General features: G+C 70.6%; 13 protein-coding genes. All 13 read left to right on the forward strand.

The window, feature by feature from the left end; genetic code table 11:
* Nucleotides 1-540 (forward strand): LOG family protein, encoded by a 540-nt coding sequence (locus OG858_RS32175; protein ID WP_086747195.1) that lies wholly within the window; start codon nucleotides 1-3, stop codon nucleotides 538-540.
* 40 nt (nucleotides 541-580) lie between these two features.
* Complete coding sequence (locus OG858_RS32180; protein ID WP_319066621.1) at nucleotides 581-1,276, forward strand: SDR family oxidoreductase; 696 nt, start codon at nucleotides 581-583, stop codon at nucleotides 1,274-1,276.
* Between the two features lie 325 nt (nucleotides 1,277-1,601).
* Nucleotides 1,602-2,573, forward strand: a complete 972-nt coding sequence (locus OG858_RS32185; RefSeq protein ID WP_408059500.1) for a methionine synthase — start codon at nucleotides 1,602-1,604, stop codon at nucleotides 2,571-2,573.
* 102 nt (nucleotides 2,574-2,675) lie between these two features.
* Nucleotides 2,676-4,880 (forward strand): NAD-dependent DNA ligase LigA, encoded by a 2,205-nt coding sequence (ligA, locus tag OG858_RS32190; protein WP_319267831.1) that lies wholly within the window; start codon nucleotides 2,676-2,678, stop codon nucleotides 4,878-4,880.
* 226 nt (nucleotides 4,881-5,106) lie between these two features.
* Nucleotides 5,107-7,464: a putative bifunctional diguanylate cyclase/phosphodiesterase gene (locus OG858_RS32195; RefSeq protein WP_319267802.1), complete on the forward strand. Its 2,358-nt coding sequence runs from the start codon at nucleotides 5,107-5,109 to the stop codon at nucleotides 7,462-7,464.
* Nucleotides 7,465-7,770: 306 nt separating this feature from the next.
* Nucleotides 7,771-8,067, forward strand: a complete 297-nt coding sequence (gene gatC, locus OG858_RS32200; RefSeq protein ID WP_005480000.1) for an Asp-tRNA(Asn)/Glu-tRNA(Gln) amidotransferase subunit GatC — start codon at nucleotides 7,771-7,773, stop codon at nucleotides 8,065-8,067.
* A 7-nt stretch (nucleotides 8,068-8,074) separates the two neighbouring features.
* Nucleotides 8,075-9,571: an Asp-tRNA(Asn)/Glu-tRNA(Gln) amidotransferase subunit GatA gene (gene gatA / locus OG858_RS32205; protein ID WP_086750019.1), complete on the forward strand. Its 1,497-nt coding sequence runs from the start codon at nucleotides 8,075-8,077 to the stop codon at nucleotides 9,569-9,571.
* Entirely contained in the window at nucleotides 9,568-9,810 is a 243-nt protein-coding gene (locus OG858_RS32210) for a hypothetical protein (protein WP_086750018.1), read from the forward strand. The genes gatA and OG858_RS32210 overlap by 4 nt, the downstream gene beginning before the upstream one ends.
* A 15-nt stretch (nucleotides 9,811-9,825) precedes the next feature.
* Nucleotides 9,826-11,340 carry an Asp-tRNA(Asn)/Glu-tRNA(Gln) amidotransferase subunit GatB gene (gene gatB / locus OG858_RS32215; protein ID WP_319267799.1) on the forward strand — a complete coding sequence of 505 codons (1,515 nt, stop codon included), beginning with the start codon at nucleotides 9,826-9,828 and terminating at the stop codon, nucleotides 11,338-11,340.
* A 226-nt stretch (nucleotides 11,341-11,566) separates the two neighbouring features.
* A complete protein-coding gene (locus OG858_RS32220; protein WP_319066624.1) occupies nucleotides 11,567-13,879 on the forward strand; it encodes an MMPL family transporter in 2,313 nt (770 codons plus the stop codon).
* The gene (locus OG858_RS32225) at nucleotides 13,857-14,432 is read left to right on the forward strand and encodes a GNAT family N-acetyltransferase (protein WP_319066625.1); all 576 of its coding nucleotides are present in this window, start codon (nucleotides 13,857-13,859) and stop codon (nucleotides 14,430-14,432) included. Before OG858_RS32220 ends, OG858_RS32225 begins: the two co-directional genes overlap by 23 nt.
* Before the next feature lie 35 nt (nucleotides 14,433-14,467).
* A complete protein-coding gene (locus OG858_RS32230) occupies nucleotides 14,468-15,073 on the forward strand; it encodes a hypothetical protein (RefSeq protein WP_319319693.1) in 606 nt (201 codons plus the stop codon).
* 186 nt (nucleotides 15,074-15,259) lie between these two features.
* Complete coding sequence (locus OG858_RS32235; RefSeq protein ID WP_319066626.1) at nucleotides 15,260-15,475, forward strand: hypothetical protein; 216 nt, start codon at nucleotides 15,260-15,262, stop codon at nucleotides 15,473-15,475.
* Nucleotides 15,476-15,600 lie beyond the last annotated feature (125 nt).

Genomic DNA, 15,600 nt, shown 5'->3' on the forward strand with positions numbered 1-15,600 from the left:
ATGAACATCTGCGTCTTCCTCTCCGCCGCCGACCTCGCCGAGCGTTACACGCGCCCCGCGAAGGAGTTCGCCAAGCTGATCGGCAAGGGCGGGCACACCCTGGTGTGGGGCGGTTCTGACGTCGGGCTGATGAAGGTGGTCGCCGACGGCGTGCAGGAGGCGGGCGGCAGACTGCTGGGCGTCTCGGTCGAGTTCCTGGCGGCCAAGGCGCGGCCCGGCACCGACGAGATGGTGATCGCGCGGGACCTCGCCGAGCGCAAGCGGCTGCTCCTGGAGAAGGCCGACGCGGTCGTCGTCATGGTCGGCGGTACCGGCACGCTCGACGAGGCGACCGAGATCCTGGAGCTGAAGAAGCACGGCCACACCGAGATGCCGGTCGTGCTTCTGAACACCGCCGGCTTCTACGACGGCCTGAAGGAGCAGTTCCGGCGCATGGATGACGAGGGCTTCCTGCCCCGCCCGCTCACCGACCTGGTCTTCTTCGCGGAGGAGCCGGTGGGGGCGATGGCGTACCTGGAGGAGAGCCGGGGCGTCGCCTGAGCCGTTTCTCGTCCCGCTCCGGTGATGCGAGCATGACCGCATGGCTACTCATGTGATCACCGGGGCGGGTTCCGGCATCGGCGCGGCCGTCGCCCGACGGCTGCACGAGCGCGGGGACGACCTCGTGCTGCACGCGCGCGACGCGGGGCGGGCGAAGGAGCTGGCGGCGGAGTTCCCCGGGGCGAGGACGCTGGTCGGTGACCTGGCGGACCCGGACAAGATCTCCTGGGCCTTCTCCCACCAGAGCCTGCCCGACCACGTGGACTCGCTGCTGCACATCGCGGGCGTGGTCGACCTCGGCCCGGTCGGTGAACTGACGCCCAAGGCCTGGCGCCACCAGCTCAACGTCAACCTCATCGCCCCCGCCGAGCTGACCCGTCACTTCCTGCCCCAACTCCGGGCCGCCCGTGGGCACGTGGTGTTCGTCAACTCCGGCGCGGGCCTGAACGCGCACGCGGACTGGTCCGCGTACGCCGCGTCCAAGCACGGGCTCAAGGCGCTGGCGGACTCCCTGCGGTGGGAGGAGCACGGGAACGGGGTGCGGGTGACCACGGTGTACCCCGGGCGTACCGCCAGTCCCATGCAGGCGAAGGTGCACCAGCAGGAGGGCAAGGAGTACGACCCGTCCCGGTGGATCGCCCCCGAGTCGGTCGCGACGACGATCCTCATGATCCTGGACCTGCCCCGGGACGCGGAAGTGAACGACCTGACGGTGCGCCCCGGGAGCGTCCAGTAGCTCGGGGACGACTGCGATCGGGCGGCTGCGGGTGGTTCGTGGTTGCTCGCGCAGTTCCCCGCGCCCCTCGAAAAGCAGGGGCTGCGCCCGTGCTTTTCGCCTCTGAGTGGCCGTAGGCCCTCAAGGGGCGCGGGGAACTGCGCGACCGGCCCACACCGGGCGCGCGGCTGGGGCCGAAGGGGCGCAGCCCCTGGATGAGGGCACCTCCCGCTCGAGCGAAGCCGAGAGTGGGGGAGGGACGGGTAGGGGCGGCGGGGGCGAGAAACGTAGGCTTCGGGGCGTGAAACAAGACTTCGGCTTCGGCCCCGCCACCGGCATCGGCTCCATGCCCGGCGGTGACGCCCGGGAAGCCGCCAGGACCGTCACCGGGACCTTCGAGTGGCCGGAGACGGGCATGGCGTACCTGCCCGAACTCCCCGGCAGAGGCCCCGGCGCCGACATGATCGGCAGAACCGCCGGAATGCTGGTCGAGCTGTACGCGCGCGTGGAGCCCAGCGGCTGGCGCATCGGCGACCGACCGGGACGCGACACCAAGCGCGCACGTTCGTGGCTCGGCGAGGACCTGGACGCGCTGGAGGAGTTCACCCAGGGTTACGAGGGCCCGCTGAAGGTGCAGGCCGTCGGGCCATGGACGCTCGCCGCCGCGCTGGAGCTGAGGAACGGCGAGGTCGCCCTCTCCGACCCCGGCGCCTGCAGAGACCTCGCCGGCTCGCTCGCCGAGGGCCTGCGCCAGCACCTTGCCGAGGTCCGACGACGCGCACCGGCGGCCCAACTCGTCCTCCAGCTCGACGAGCCCTCCCTCATCGCCGTCCTGCGCGGGCAGGTGAAGAGCGCGAGCGGCTACCGCACGCACCGCGCCGTCGACCGCCAGCACATCGAGGCCACCCTCAGGGACGTCATCGGCGTCCACGCTCCCGAGGGGGCGGTCGTCGTGCACTCCTGCGCCCCCGACGTCCCGTTCGCGCTCCTGCGCAGGGCCGGCGTCACCGGGATCTCCTTCGACTTCACCTTGCTCACCGAACGTGACGACGACGCCATCGGGGAAGCGGTGGAAGGGGGCACGAAGCTGTTGGCCGGTGTCGTGCCGACCACGGAGGGCCCATTGTCGGACCCTGCCGGTAGCGTCATGGGTGTCAGGGCGCTGTGGCGCAGGCTGGGGCTGCATCCGGGGCTTCTCGCGGAGGCGGTCACGGTCACTCCGACGTGCGGACTCGCGGGCGTCTCCCCGGAGTACGCGCGCCGGGCGCTCGCCCACTGCGCCAAGGCGGCGAGATCTCTCGCGGACAACCCAGAGTAACGGGAGGACGAAACGGTGGCCGGCGACAAGGACGCACAGCCCACATCGGTACCCGCCGAGGCAGCGGTACCCGCCGAGGCAGCGGTGCCCGCCGAGGCAGCGGTGCCCGCCGAGGCAGCGGTGCCCGCCGAGGCAGCGGTGCCCGCCGAGGCACGCGAGAAGCACGCGCGGCTCGCCGAACAGATCGAGGAGCACCGCTTCCGGTACTACGTGAAGGACGCTCCCGTCGTCAGCGACGCGCAGTTCGACGAACTCCTGCGCGGCCTGGAGGCGTTGGAGGAGGAGTACGCCGAACTGCGCACCCCGGACTCGCCGACACAGAAGGTCGCCGTCGAGTACGAGACCGACCTCGCCGAGGTGGAGCACCGCGAGCGCATGCTCTCCCTCGACAACGTCTTCGACGACGCGGGCCTCGCCGCCTGGGCCGACCGGGTGGCCAAGGACGTCGGCACGCCCGACTACCACCTGCTGTGCGAGCTCAAGATCGACGGCCTCGCGGTGAACCTGACCTACGAGGACGGCAGACTCACCCGCGCCGCCACCCGTGGCACCGGGCGTACCGGCGAGGACATCACGCCCAACGTCATGACGATCGCCGAGATTCCGCACCGGCTGAAGGGCGACCGTGTCCCGCGGCTCGTCGAGATCCGGGGCGAGGTCTACTTCCCGATGGCGGCCTTCCTCGGCCTCAACGAACGCCGAGTGGCGGCCGGTGAGAAGCCGTACGCCAACCCCCGTAACTCCGCCTCGGGTTCGCTGCGCCAGAAGGACCCCAAGGTGACGGCCACCCTGCCCCTGCACATGGTCGTTCACGGCATCGGCGCCCTGGAGGGCTTCGACGGCGGTTTCACCCGTCTCTCCGAGGCCTACGGCCTCCTCAAGTCCTGGGGCCTGCCCACCGCCGAGCACAACAGGGTGGTCGACGACCTCGACGGCGTACGGGAGTTCATCGCCCACTACGGCGAGCACCGTCATTCCGTGGCGCACGAGATCGACGGCGCGGTCGTCAAGCTCGACGAGATCCGTCTGCAGGGCCGTCTCGGATCGACGGCGCGCGCACCCCGCTGGGCGATCGCGTACAAGTACGCGCCCGAAGAGGTCAACACCAAGCTCATCGACATCAAGGTGGGTGTCGGCCGCACCGGCCGGGTCACGCCGTACGCCCAGGTCGAGCCGGTCACGGTGGCCGGCTCGGAGGTCGAGTTCGCCACGCTGCACAACCAGGAGGTCGTCAAGGCCAAGAACGTCCTCATCGGGGACACGGTCGTGATCCGCAAGGCCGGTGACGTCATCCCCGAGATCCTCGGGCCGGTCGTGGACCTGCGCGTCGAAGGCGAGACCCGCCCGTTCGTGATGCCGACCGAGTGCCCGGAGTGCGGGACGACGCTGAAGGCGATGAAGGAGGGCGACATCGATCTGCGATGCCCCAACGCCCGCAGCTGCCCCGCCCAGTTGAGAGAGCGCGTCTCGTATCTGGCGGGCCGGGAATGCCTGGACATCGAGCACTTCGGCGGGGTCGCCGCCGCCGCCCTCACCCGGCCCCTGGAGCCGGCCGACCCGCCCCTCGTCGACGAGGGTGACCTCTTCGACCTCACGGTGGAGAAGCTGCTCCCCATCAAGGCGTACGTCCTGGACGCCGACAGCGGTCTGCCGAAGCACGATCCGAAGACCGGCGAGCCGAAGGTCGTCACGGTCTTCGCCAACCAGAAGGGCGAGCCCAAGAAGAACACCCTCGCGCTGCTCCAGAAGATCGAGGAGGCGAAGAGCCGTCCGCTCGCCCGTTTCCTCAACGGGCTCTCCATCCGTCACGTCGGACCGGTCGCCGCACAGGCCCTGGCCCGTGAGTTCCGTTCGATCGACCGTATCGAGCAGGCCACGCAGGAGGAGCTCACGGCGGTCGACGGCGTGGGCGCCATCGTCGCGACGGCACTGGAGGAGTGGTTCGCCGAGGAATGGCACCGAGAGATCATCCGTAAGTGGAAGGCGGCCGGTGTCCCTCTGGAGGAAAAGAGGGCCGGCGAGGACGAGGGACCGAGGCCCCTCGAAGGGCTGACGGTCGTCGTCACCGGCACACTCGAACACCACACGCGCGACGGGGCCAAGGAGGCGCTGCAGAGCCGGGGCGCCAAGGTGACCGGCTCGGTGTCGAAGAAGACCTCATTCGTCGTAGTGGGTGAGAACCCGGGCTCCAAGTACGACAAGGCGATGCAGCTCAAGGTGCCCGTCCTGAACGAGGACGGCTTCGCCGTACTGCTCGAACAGGGACCGGACGCGGCGGCGGAAGTCGCGCTCCCGATCGAGGAGTAGGGGTTGAAGGCCACCCGTTCGGCGCATACCAGATGCATACGGGTGGCCGGTCGCATTCTGGCAACCGACGTCGACCGCTGCCCGTAGAAGCCTTGTGCGGCCTACTGTTGAGGTGTGCGCCTGCCGTGCCCGGACGCGTGGTGGGTTCTCGGACGCGGTGCCGTTGAGGTTGTCGGGAGCAACGGGCTGCGTGGCGTGGGCACCGCCGGCTGTGAGAGGGACGGGAATGGAACCGACCGAGAGCGTCGCCCCGGACTCACGGCTGCGCCGCGTGTCCGGGGCCTGGAGATGGGGGCGCTCCCTGCTCATGGGAGGACGCCCGTTCGAGGGAAACCGAGAGCGGGGCCCCGGGCAGGCGTCGGCGGCCAATTCCCCGGTCGGGACGGCACGGCCGCCGAGCCGTGAGAGCACGAGCGCACGCGGCCCCCTCGTTCCGGGCCCGGCACAGCTCGCCGCCGGCACGGCGGCCGGCTCGGGCGGAGCCCCTGCCGTCACCGGCGCGCTCAGCGAGGGCCGCGGACACGAACTGCCGGGCCACGACGCCGAACGGCAGCTGTCCTGGCCCGCGCTGCCCGCCCTGATCGTGGGCCTCGCCGGCGCCATCCTGGGCGCCGGCTTCTACCGGGCGTTCGCCGGGCAGCATGCTCTCTTCCCGGCCGGCGCGGTCGGCTGGTCCCTCGCCCTGCTGACCGGCATCATCGTCGGCCATCTCGTCGCCATGGGCCGCGCCCGCTGGTGGGGCGGCACCGGCTCCGGCGCCGCCCTCACCCTCGCCGTCCTGCTGCTGTACGGCTGGGTGGCCGCCGGGATGGTCAGCCTCACCGTCGTCGTCCTCGTCGGCATCGCCCGCCGGGGCCGCTGGCGCCAGGGCGTCCTGCACGGCGCGGTCGACATCATCGGCATCGGTGCCGGCGCGCTCGTCCTGAAAGTCTTCGGCCGTGTCCCCTCCGTGGAGCGGCCCTGGGACCCGGACAGCTGGAACCTCTACTCGGCGCCCCAGGTGGCCCTGGTCGCCATCGCCTACCTCGCGGTCAGCCGAGCCCTGCTCTGGTATCTGGCGGCACCGCGCGGCGGACTGCCCACCGTCGCGCGCACAGCCCTGGTCAGGCAGGGGCTCGTCGCCGTCGCTCTGCTCGGCATCGCCCCGCTCGTCTGCGTCGTCGCCATAGCCCAGCCCCTGCTGCTGCCGCTCTTCGCCATCCCCCTCATCGCGCTCGACTCCACCCTGTGGATAGCCCGCGCCCGCGCCGAGGAGCAGCTGCGCGACCCGCTCACCGGGCTGCCGAACCGCCAGTGGCTGCTGGAACGGACCTGGACCGCCCTGGACGACGCCGAACGCATCGGAGCGAGGTCGGCGCTGATGCTGATCGACCTCGACCGTTTCAGGTCGGTCAACGACACACTCGGGCATCTCGCGGGCGACCGGTTGCTGTTGCAGATAGCCGATCGGCTGCGGGTCGCCCTGCCGCGCGGAGCGGAGGTCGCGCGGCTCGGTGGTGACGAGTTCGCCGTACTGCTGCCCGTCGCCGACTCCACGACGTCCGCGTCGCGGGTCGCCCGCAACCTCGTCGCCGCGCTCGGCTCACCGCTCGACCTCGACGGGCTCACCCTCGTCCTGGAGGCCAGCGCCGGGCTCGCCGTCTTCCCCGACCACGCGCTCGACGCGGAGGGGCTGCTGCGCCGGGCGGACGTGGCGATGTACCAGGCGAAGCGCGACCGTACGGGCGTCGAGGTGTACGAGTCCAAGCGGGACTCGAACACCCCGGACCGGCTCGGCCTGCTGGGCGATCTGCGGCGCGCGCTCGACGCGCACGAGGTCGAGCTGCACTACCAGCCGAAGGTCCGCTTCGACGGGCAGGTCGCCGGTCTGGAGGCGCTGGTGCGGTGGGTGCACCCCGAGCGGGGGAAGGTGCCGCCGGACGAGTTCATAGCGATCGCCGAGTCGTCCGGACTGATGCCGCATCTGACGGAGTACGTCCTGGACACCGCGCTCGGACAGGTGGCGCGGTGGCGGGCACAGGGGCTGCACGTACCGGTCGCCGTGAACGTGTCCCCGCGCGATGTCCACACCCCCGGCTTCGCGGGTGCGGTGGCCGCGCGGCTGGCCCGCCACGGGGTTCCCGCCGGGTCGTTGCAGCTGGAGATAACGGAGCATGTGCTGCTCGAGGACCCGCAGCGGGCCGCGGACACCCTCGCCGGGCTGACCGGGCACGGGGTGAAGATGTCGCTCGACGACTTCGGGACGGGGTATTCGTCGCTGGTGCATCTGCGGCGGCTGCCGGTGAGCGAGCTGAAGATCGACCGGTCGTTCGTGGCTCGGCTGGCGATCGACAACGAGGACGCGGAGATCGTGCGCTGCACGGTCGATCTCGCGCATTCGCTGGGGCTGCTCGTCGTCGCGGAGGGGGTCGAGGACGACGAGACGTGGGAGCGGTTGCGGGACCTGGGGTGTGACGCGGTGCAGGGCTGGCTCGTCGCCGCCGCGATGCCGCCGGAGGAGGCCACGGCCTGGTTGCGGGCTCGGGGGTCCCGGGGGTGGCAGCGGCCGAAAGCGGCCTTGCCCGCGGCGACGGCGGACGAGTAGTTCCCTTCGCCCCCCGAGGGGTGCCACGCGTAGTTGTTCGGCTGCGGGTGCGTGGGGGCTGGTCGCGCAGTTCCCCGCGCCCCTGAAACGCCGGGGCCGCGCCCCGGCTTTTCGTCGGCCCGCAGGGCCGGATCCTGTTGGGGGCGCGGGGAACTGCGCGAGAAGCCCCACCGGACCCGCACCCGCCCACGAATCCGTAACCTCCCGAGCTTCGAGGCGTCCGAGTCCAAACCCGTGCGCGGGCAGCATCGCGCGCCCCATAGGATTGGCGCCAAACCACATTCACTCACCCCAGAGGATCGCTGCATGCCTGGCATCACGCGCGAGGAGGTCGCCCACCTCGCCCGGCTGGCGCGTCTGGAGCTGAAGCCCGAAGAGCTCGAACACTTCGCGGGCCAGCTGGACGACATCATCGGCGCGGTCGCCCGCGTCAGTGAGGTCGCCGACCAAGATGTACCGCCGACCTCGCACCCGCTGCCGCTGACGAACGTCATGCGCGCGGACGAGGTCCGTCCGTCGCTCACCCCCGAGCAGGCACTTTCCGCCGCCCCGGCCCAGGAGCAGCAGCGTTTCAAGGTGCCGCAGATCCTGGGGGAGGACTGATCACGTCATGACCGACAGCATCATCAAGCTCACCGCGGCGGAGATCGCCGCGAAGATCGCCGCCGGTGAACTCACCGCCGTGCAGGTCACCGAGGCCCACCTGGCCCGGATCGAGGCCGTCGACGAGAAGGTGCACGCCTTCCTGCACGTCGACCGCGAGGGCGCCCTCGCCCAGGCCCGCGCCGTCGACGAGAAGAAGGCCAGGGGCGAGAAGCTCGGCCCGCTCGCCGGTGTTCCGCTCGCGCTCAAGGACATCTTCACCACGGTCGGTATCCCGACCACCGTGGGCTCGAAGATCCTCGAAGGGTGGATCCCGCCGTACGACGCGACCCTCACCAAGCGGTTGAAGGACGCCGACGTCGTCATCCTCGGCAAGACCAACATGGACGAGTTCGCCATGGGGTCCTCCACCGAGAACAGCGCGTACGGGCCGACCGGCAACCCCTGGGACCTCACCCGTATCCCCGGTGGCTCCGGCGGCGGTTCCTCCGCCTCCCTCGCCTCCTACCAGGCACCCCTCGCCATCGGCACCGACACCGGCGGTTCCATCCGTCAGCCGGCCGCCGTCACCGGCACGGTCGGCGTCAAGCCGACGTACGGCGCGGTCTCCCGCTACGGCATGGTGGCGTTCAGCAGCAGCCTCGACCAGGGCGGGCCCTGCGCCCGTACGGTCCTGGACGCGGCGCTCCTGCACGAGGTCATCGCCGGGCACGACCCGCTGGACTCCACGTCCATCGACGCCCCGGTCCCGCCGGTCGTCGAGGCCGCCCGCAACGGCAGCGTCGCCGGGATGCGCGTGGGCGTCGTCAAGCAGTTCCGCGGCGAGGGCTACCAGGCCGGTGTCGTCCAGCGGTTCGACGAGTCCGTCGAACTGCTGAAGGAGCTGGGCGCCGAGATCGTCGAGCTGGACTGCCCGTCGTTCGACCTGGCGCTGGCCGCGTACTACCTGATCGCGCCGAGCGAGTGTTCGAGCAACCTCGCCCGCTTCGACGGGCTGCGCTACGGCCTGCGTACCGGCGACGACGGCACGAACTCCGCCGAGGCGGTCACCTCCCTCACCCGTGAGGCGGGCTTCGGCCCCGAGGTGAAGCGCCGCATCATGCTCGGCACGTACGCGCTCAGCTCCGGCTACTACGACGCGTACTACGGCAGCGCCCAGAAGGTCCGTACGCTCATCACGCGCGACTTCGAGAAGTCGTTCGAGAAGGTCGACGTCATCGTCTCGCCGACCACGCCCACCACCGCCTTCCCGATCGGCGAGCGCGCCGACGACCCGATGGCGATGTACCTGGCGGACCTCTGCACCATCCCGACCAACCTCGCGGGCAACGCCGCGATGTCCCTGCCCTGCGGCCTCGCGCCGGAGGACGGGCTGCCGGTCGGACTGCAGATCATCGCCCCGGCACTGAAGGACGACCGTCTTTACAAGGTCGGCGCCGCCGTGGAGGCCGCCTTCGTGGAAAAGTGGGGGCACCCGCTCCTCGAGGAGGCTCCGTCGCTGTGACCAACGCACTGTCCAAGGCCAAGGACTTCCAGAAGTCCAAGTCCGGCACGTACGTGTCCATCGCCACCACCGCCTTCGGCGCGTGGGGTATCGCCAAGCGGATCAAGAAGGCCCGCGCCGAGCAGGACACGCTGCGGCTGATCGACTCGACGGTCGCCGCCGTCGGCATCGTCACCGGCCTCGCCATCCTGTACCGCGAACTGAAGCGGCTGGGCGACGACGACGTCCTGCTGGGCTGAGAGGGAAGTTCAACCGTGACCACCACGACCGACCTGGTGTCGTACGAGGACGCGCTGGCGTCGTACGACCCCGTCATGGGCCTCGAGGTCCATGTCGAACTCGGCACCAGGACCAAGATGTTCTGCGGCTGCTCGACCGAACTCGGTAGGGACGCCAACACGCAGACCTGCCCCACCTGCCTCGGCCTGCCCGGCGCGCTCCCGGTCGTCAACGCCATCGGCGTCGAGTCCGCGATCAGGATCGGTCTCGCGCTGAACTGCGAGATCGCCGAGTGGTGCCGCTTCGCCCGGAAGAACTACTTCTATCCGGACATGCCGAAGAACTTCCAGACCTCCCAGTACGACGAGCCGATCGCCTTCAACGGCTACCTCGACGTACAGCTGGAGGACGGCGAGACCTTCCGCGTGGAGATCGAGCGCGCCCACATGGAGGAGGACACCGGCAAGTCGACGCACGTCGGCGGTGCCACCGGCCGCATCCACGGCGCCTCGCACTCGCTGCTCGACTACAACCGCGCGGGCATCCCGCTCATCGAGATCGTCACCAAGCCGATCGAGGGCGCGGGCGAGCGCGCTCCCGAGGTCGCCAAGGCGTACGTCCGTGAGCTGCGCGAGGTCATCAAGGCGCTCGGTGTCTCGGAAGCCCGCATGGAGATGGGGCAGATGCGCTGCGACGTGAACCTGTCGCTGCGCCCGCACGGCCGTGAGAAGTTCGGCACACGTTCCGAGACGAAGAACGTGAACTCTCTGCGCAGCGTCGAGCGTGCCGCCCGCTTCGAGATCCAGCGGCACGCGGCCGTCCTGAACGACGGCGGGACGATCATCCAGGAGACCCGGCACTTCCACGAGGACACGGGGTCCACGACCTCGGGCCGTGTGAAGGAGGAGGCCGAGGACTACCGGTACTTCCCCGAGCCGGACCTCGTTCCGGTGGCCCCCTCGCGCGAGTGGGTCGAGGAGATCCGGGCCTCGCTGCCCGAGCTGCCGCTGGTCCGGCGCAACCGGCTCCTCGCGGAGTGGGGCATCTCGGGCACCGAGATGCAGGCCATCCTCAACGCCGGCGCACTGGACCTGATCGTCGCCACCATCGAGGCCGGGGCGGACTCCGTCTCCGCCCGCAAGTGGTGGATGGGCGAGCTGGCCCGCAGCGCCAACGAGTCGGGCACCTCGCTCGACGAGCTGGCGATCACGCCGGAGCAGGTCGCCCGGGTCACCGCGCTCGTCGCGTCCGGCGACCTGAACGACAAGCTGGCTCGCCAGGTCATCGAGGGCGTCCTGGCGGGCGAGGGCACCCCGGACGAGGTCGTCGACAAGCGCGGTCTGAAGGTCGTCTCCGACGAGGGGGCCCTGACGACTGCCGTCGAGGAGGCCATCGCCGGCAACCCGGGCATCGCCGACAAGATCCGTGGCGGCAAGGTGGCAGCGGCCGGAGCCCTGGTCGGCGCGGTCATGAAGGCCACCCGGGGTCAGGCCGACGCGGCTCGCGTCAAGGAGCTGATCCTGGAGCAGCTGGGCGTCAGCGAGAGCTGAACGGGCGACCGGTTCACTGCGTATCCCTGAGGGCGGCACATCACTGCGATGGGCCGCCCTCAGGCGCGTGCACGGCAGTGACACAGGGCGACAGAGTGCCGCCGTTTGTCCTGTGAGGTGCCTCCCATCCCATGTGAGGAGAGCCTCAAAGGGGCCAAAAGATCACATTGCGGTGCAACAGTTGCCGGGAATTGCTCATGTCTCCCCCCTTTCAGGAGCACGATCCGTGGCAGCCCTCGCGCGCTGGTGTGTCCGGCACCGTCTCGTCGCCGTACTTCTGTGGCTTCTTGCGTTCGCCGGCACGGCCGCCGGCGCCGCCGCAGCGGGAGCCGCGTACTCGAACGACTACAAGACCCCCGGCACCGAGTCCAGCCGCGCCACCGAACTCCTGAGCGAAGGCTTCCCCGGCGTGAGCGGCGACAGCGCCACCGTCGTCTGGCACACGGACAAGGGGTCCGTACGGGCCGCCGCCGTCGAGCAGACGATGACCCGGACCCTCGACGAGATGGCCGACCTGCCGGGCGTCGCCGCCGTGACCGACCCGTACGACGGCGCCGACGGCGGCCGGATCAGCGAGGACGGGCGTACGGCGTACGCGACCGTCACCTTCGACAAGCCGGCCGAGGACGTGGACAAGGCGCAGGCCGAGGCCGTCGTCGACGCCGCGAAGGGCGCCGAGGGCGCCGGGCTCCAGGTGGAGCTGGGCGGCACCTCGATCGAACTCACCGAGTCCTCCGGCGGGCACCTCGCCGAGATCGTCGGCGTGCTCGTCGCCGCCGTCGTGCTCTTCCTGGCGTTCGGCTCGCTCGCCGCCAGCCTGCTGCCGATCGCGACCGCCCTGGTCAGCGTGGGCACCGCCTACGCGGGGATCACCCTGCTCGGGCACGCGATGACGGTCGCCGACTTCGCGCCCATGCTGGGCACCCTGATCGGCCTCGGCGTCGGCATCGACTACGCGCTGTTCATCGTGACCCGGCACCGGCGCGGGCTGAAGCGGGGGCTGTCCGTCGAGGAGGCCGCGCGGAACGCGGTCGCGACCACCGGACGGGCCGTCGTCTTCGCGGGCGCCACGGTCTGCATAGCCCTGCTCGGCATGCTGATCCTGCGGCTCGGCTTCCTCAACGGCGTCGCGATCGCCGCCTCCCTCACCGTGGTCCTCACCGTCGCCGCCTCCGTGACGCTGCTGCCGGCCCTGCTGTCGTTCATCGGCATGCGGGCCCTGAGCCGCCGCGAGCGCCGCCGCCTCGCCGAGCACGGCCCCGAACCCGAGCTGCCCACGGGCTTCGCCGCCCGCTGGTCCGCCTTCGTCGAACGGCACCCCAAGAAGCTCGGCGCGATCGCCCTCGTCGTCATGACCTTGCTCGCCCTGCCCACGCTCGGGCTGCGCCTGGGCACATCCGACCAGGGCAACGACCCGGCGGCGACGACCACCCGCCAGGCCTACGACCTCCTCGCCGACGGTTTCGGGCCCGGTGTCAACGGCCCGCTCACCCTCGTCACCAAGGTCGACGGCGCCGCCGACAAGCTCGCGCTCGACAACCTCGACACCACGCTGAGGGCCACCGAGGGCGTCTCGGCGGTGACCCCGGTGACGTACAACGCCGGCGGTGACACCGCCTACCTCACCGTCGTACCGGAGTCCTCCCCGCAGTCGGCGAGGACCAGCGGCCTCGTCGAACGGCTGCGCGACGAAGTGCTGCCGCGCGCCGAGACCGGCACCTCGCTCGATCTGCACGTCGGCGGGGTGACCGCCGGGTACGACGACTTCGCGGACGTCATCGTCGGCAAGCTGCCGCTGTTCGTGGGTGTCGTCATCGGCCTCGGCTGTCTGCTGCTCCTGCTCGCCTTCCGGTCCATCGGGATACCGCTCAAGGCCGCCGCGATGAACGTGGCCGCCGTCGCCGCCGCCTTCGGCGTGGTCGTCGCGATCTTCCAGTGGGGCTGGGGGAGTGAACTGCTGGGCCTCGGCAGCGCCGGACCGATCGAGCCCTTCCTCCCCGTGATCATGGTCTCCGTCCTCTTCGGGCTCTCCATGGACTACCAGGTCTTCCTGGTCAGCCGGATGTACGAGGAGTGGCTGGAGACCGGCGACAACCGGCGCGCGGTCCGGGTGGGCCTCGCCGAGACCAGCCGGGTGATCAACTCCGCGGCGGTCATCATGATCTCCGTCTTCCTCGCCTTCGTACTCAGCGGCGACCGTGTGATCGCCATGTTCGGCATCGCCCTCGCCGCCGCCGTAGCCCTCGACGCCTTCGTCCTGCGTACGCTGCTCGTCCCCGCCCTCATGCACCTGCTCGGCGGCGCCAACTGGTGGCTGCCCCGCTGGCTCGACCGGCGCATGCCGCGCATCAGCATCGAGCCGCCCGAATCCCGCGCCGCCCATGAGAGGCTGGCCGCCGCGACGGACGCCGAGGCGGCGGACGTACTGGCGGGGGACGCCGGTGAGGTACCGGCGCGGGACGCCGACGCGACGGGCGTACGGGCCACGGACGTACGGGCGAAGGAGCGACAGCCGGATGTACGCGATATCCCTGGGTGACGACGGGGCCGAACTGCGGCCCCTGGAACCCTGGCACGCCGAGGAGTTCCTCACGCACCTGGAGCGAGGGCGGGACTTCGTCAACGAGTACGTCCCCTTCGGCCAGAGCGCCACGGACGTGGGGTCCGCGCACGCCGTCCTCCAGCGCTACGCCGACATGCGCGCCGCCGACACCGGCTCCCTGCACGGCATCTGGTTCGACGGCAGTCTCGTCGGCGGGGTCCTCTTCCTCAACTTCGACGCGGAGAACGCCAACTGCGAGGTCGGCTGCTGGCTGGAGCCCGCCGGCACGGGGCGGGGCCTGGTCACCCGCGCGATGCGGATCCTCATCGACTGGGCCGTCGACGTTCGTGCCATCCACCGCGTCGAGTGGATCGCCGCCTCCGGCAACACGCCGAGCCTGAACGTGGCACGGCGGCTCGGCATGGTCAGGGACGGTGTACAACGGGAGAGGTATCCCCATCGAGGTGTCCGGCACGACTTGGAGATATGGTCCGTCCTGGCGCCCGAATGGCGTGCGGCACGTGATCGCAGTGCTCACAGCGATCATTAAGAAACCTCTCAGACAACATTCGTACGGTGCGAGGTATGGGAACCAAGACAGTTGACGAGACCGGTGCCGATACGGGCGCCGAGGCCAGGAACGACGACGAGTCGGTGAAGGGCGCCGACGTCACCAAGGACGACGCGGCGACGGAGGAAGCCACGACGGACACCGGCGACTCGGTCGAGGCCGACGACTCCGACGAGACCGGAGAGTTCGACGAGGAGTTCCCGCCGGCCGTCGCGAAGACGTCGCCGGGTGTGGGACAGGGTGCCGCCGGCATCGTGTCCGTGGTGCTGGGCCTGGTGTCGCTGACCGGCGGCTGGGTCGGCACGGTCGCCTCCGCGCGCGCGGAGATCACCGGCCAGATCGAGATGCAGGCCGCGACGAACGCGACCGTCGCCACGCAGCTCCAGGCGGTCTACGGCGATGCCTGGCAGGCCTCCGCGCTGTGGGGCGGCATCTTCGCGCTGGTCGGGCTGCTCGTCGGCGTCGCCGTGCTGGTGCGACCCGCGTTCGGCGACCCCGACCAGGTACAGACACCGTGGATCAAGTCGGTGGCCTGGGCCGGCGTCGCGGTCGGCTTCATCGGGCTGGTGCTCGCCGCCCTGAAGTACTCCGACATCCTGCTGGGGCTGCCGAGCACCTGACGCCCGCTTCGGCAGGACGGCTTCTGAGGGGCCTTAGGCCCGTCGTAGGTATCCCTACGACGGGCCTAAGGCCCCTCACGCGTTCAAGATGCGGAACTCTCCCGATGTGGCCGCCCCGCCTTGGAGACGAAGGTTGAGACATCGCAGAAAGCGAGCCGAGACCGACTCTTCACCAGGGGTATCCAGATGTTCCAGTACGAGCTCCAGCAGATCCGTTCCGCAGAGCTGATCCGTGAGGCGCAGCACAACCGTCAGGTACGCGAGGCCCGCCGCGCCCGCCGCGAGGCCGCACACGACTCCAGGACGACGGCGAGGTCCGCGTCGGGGGAGGGGGACAAGGACGCCGAACGGCCGGTGCTCGGAGAACGCATACGCCGACTGCGCTTCCCCCGCGCCGCGTGAGCGGGGAGAAGGGCCGCGAGGGCGGGGGCGTCGGCGGCGGGGGAGCAGAGGCCGGACGTGGGGGTGCGGAAGCCGGATGTGCGGCGGGCGACCGCCGTCCGGCTGTCCGGGGCCTGCGGATAATC

It is taken from the genome of Streptomyces europaeiscabiei (genome assembly GCF_036346855.1).
GTDB lineage: Bacteria > Actinomycetota > Actinomycetes > Streptomycetales > Streptomycetaceae > Streptomyces > Streptomyces europaeiscabiei.

What these genes read in the sequence shown, in the direction of transcription:
- OG858_RS32175 (WP_086747195.1), top strand. Translation starts at nt 1, where the DNA reads ATGAACATCTGCGTCTTCCTCTCCGCCGCCGACCTCGCCGAGCGTTAC.
- OG858_RS32180 (WP_319066621.1), top strand. Translation starts at nt 581, where the DNA reads ATGGCTACTCATGTGATCACCGGGGCGGGTTCCGGCATCGGCGCGGCC.
- OG858_RS32185 (WP_408059500.1), top strand. Translation starts at nt 1,602, where the DNA reads ATGCCCGGCGGTGACGCCCGGGAAGCCGCCAGGACCGTCACCGGGACC.
- OG858_RS32195 (WP_319267802.1), top strand. Translation starts at nt 5,107, where the DNA reads ATGGAACCGACCGAGAGCGTCGCCCCGGACTCACGGCTGCGCCGCGTG.
- gatC (WP_005480000.1), top strand. Translation starts at nt 7,771, where the DNA reads ATGCCTGGCATCACGCGCGAGGAGGTCGCCCACCTCGCCCGGCTGGCG.
- gatA (WP_086750019.1), top strand. Translation starts at nt 8,075, where the DNA reads ATGACCGACAGCATCATCAAGCTCACCGCGGCGGAGATCGCCGCGAAG.
- OG858_RS32225 (WP_319066625.1), top strand. Translation starts at nt 13,857, where the DNA reads ATGTACGCGATATCCCTGGGTGACGACGGGGCCGAACTGCGGCCCCTG.
- OG858_RS32230 (WP_319319693.1), top strand. Translation starts at nt 14,468, where the DNA reads ATGGGAACCAAGACAGTTGACGAGACCGGTGCCGATACGGGCGCCGAG.
- OG858_RS32235 (WP_319066626.1), top strand. Translation starts at nt 15,260, where the DNA reads ATGTTCCAGTACGAGCTCCAGCAGATCCGTTCCGCAGAGCTGATCCGT.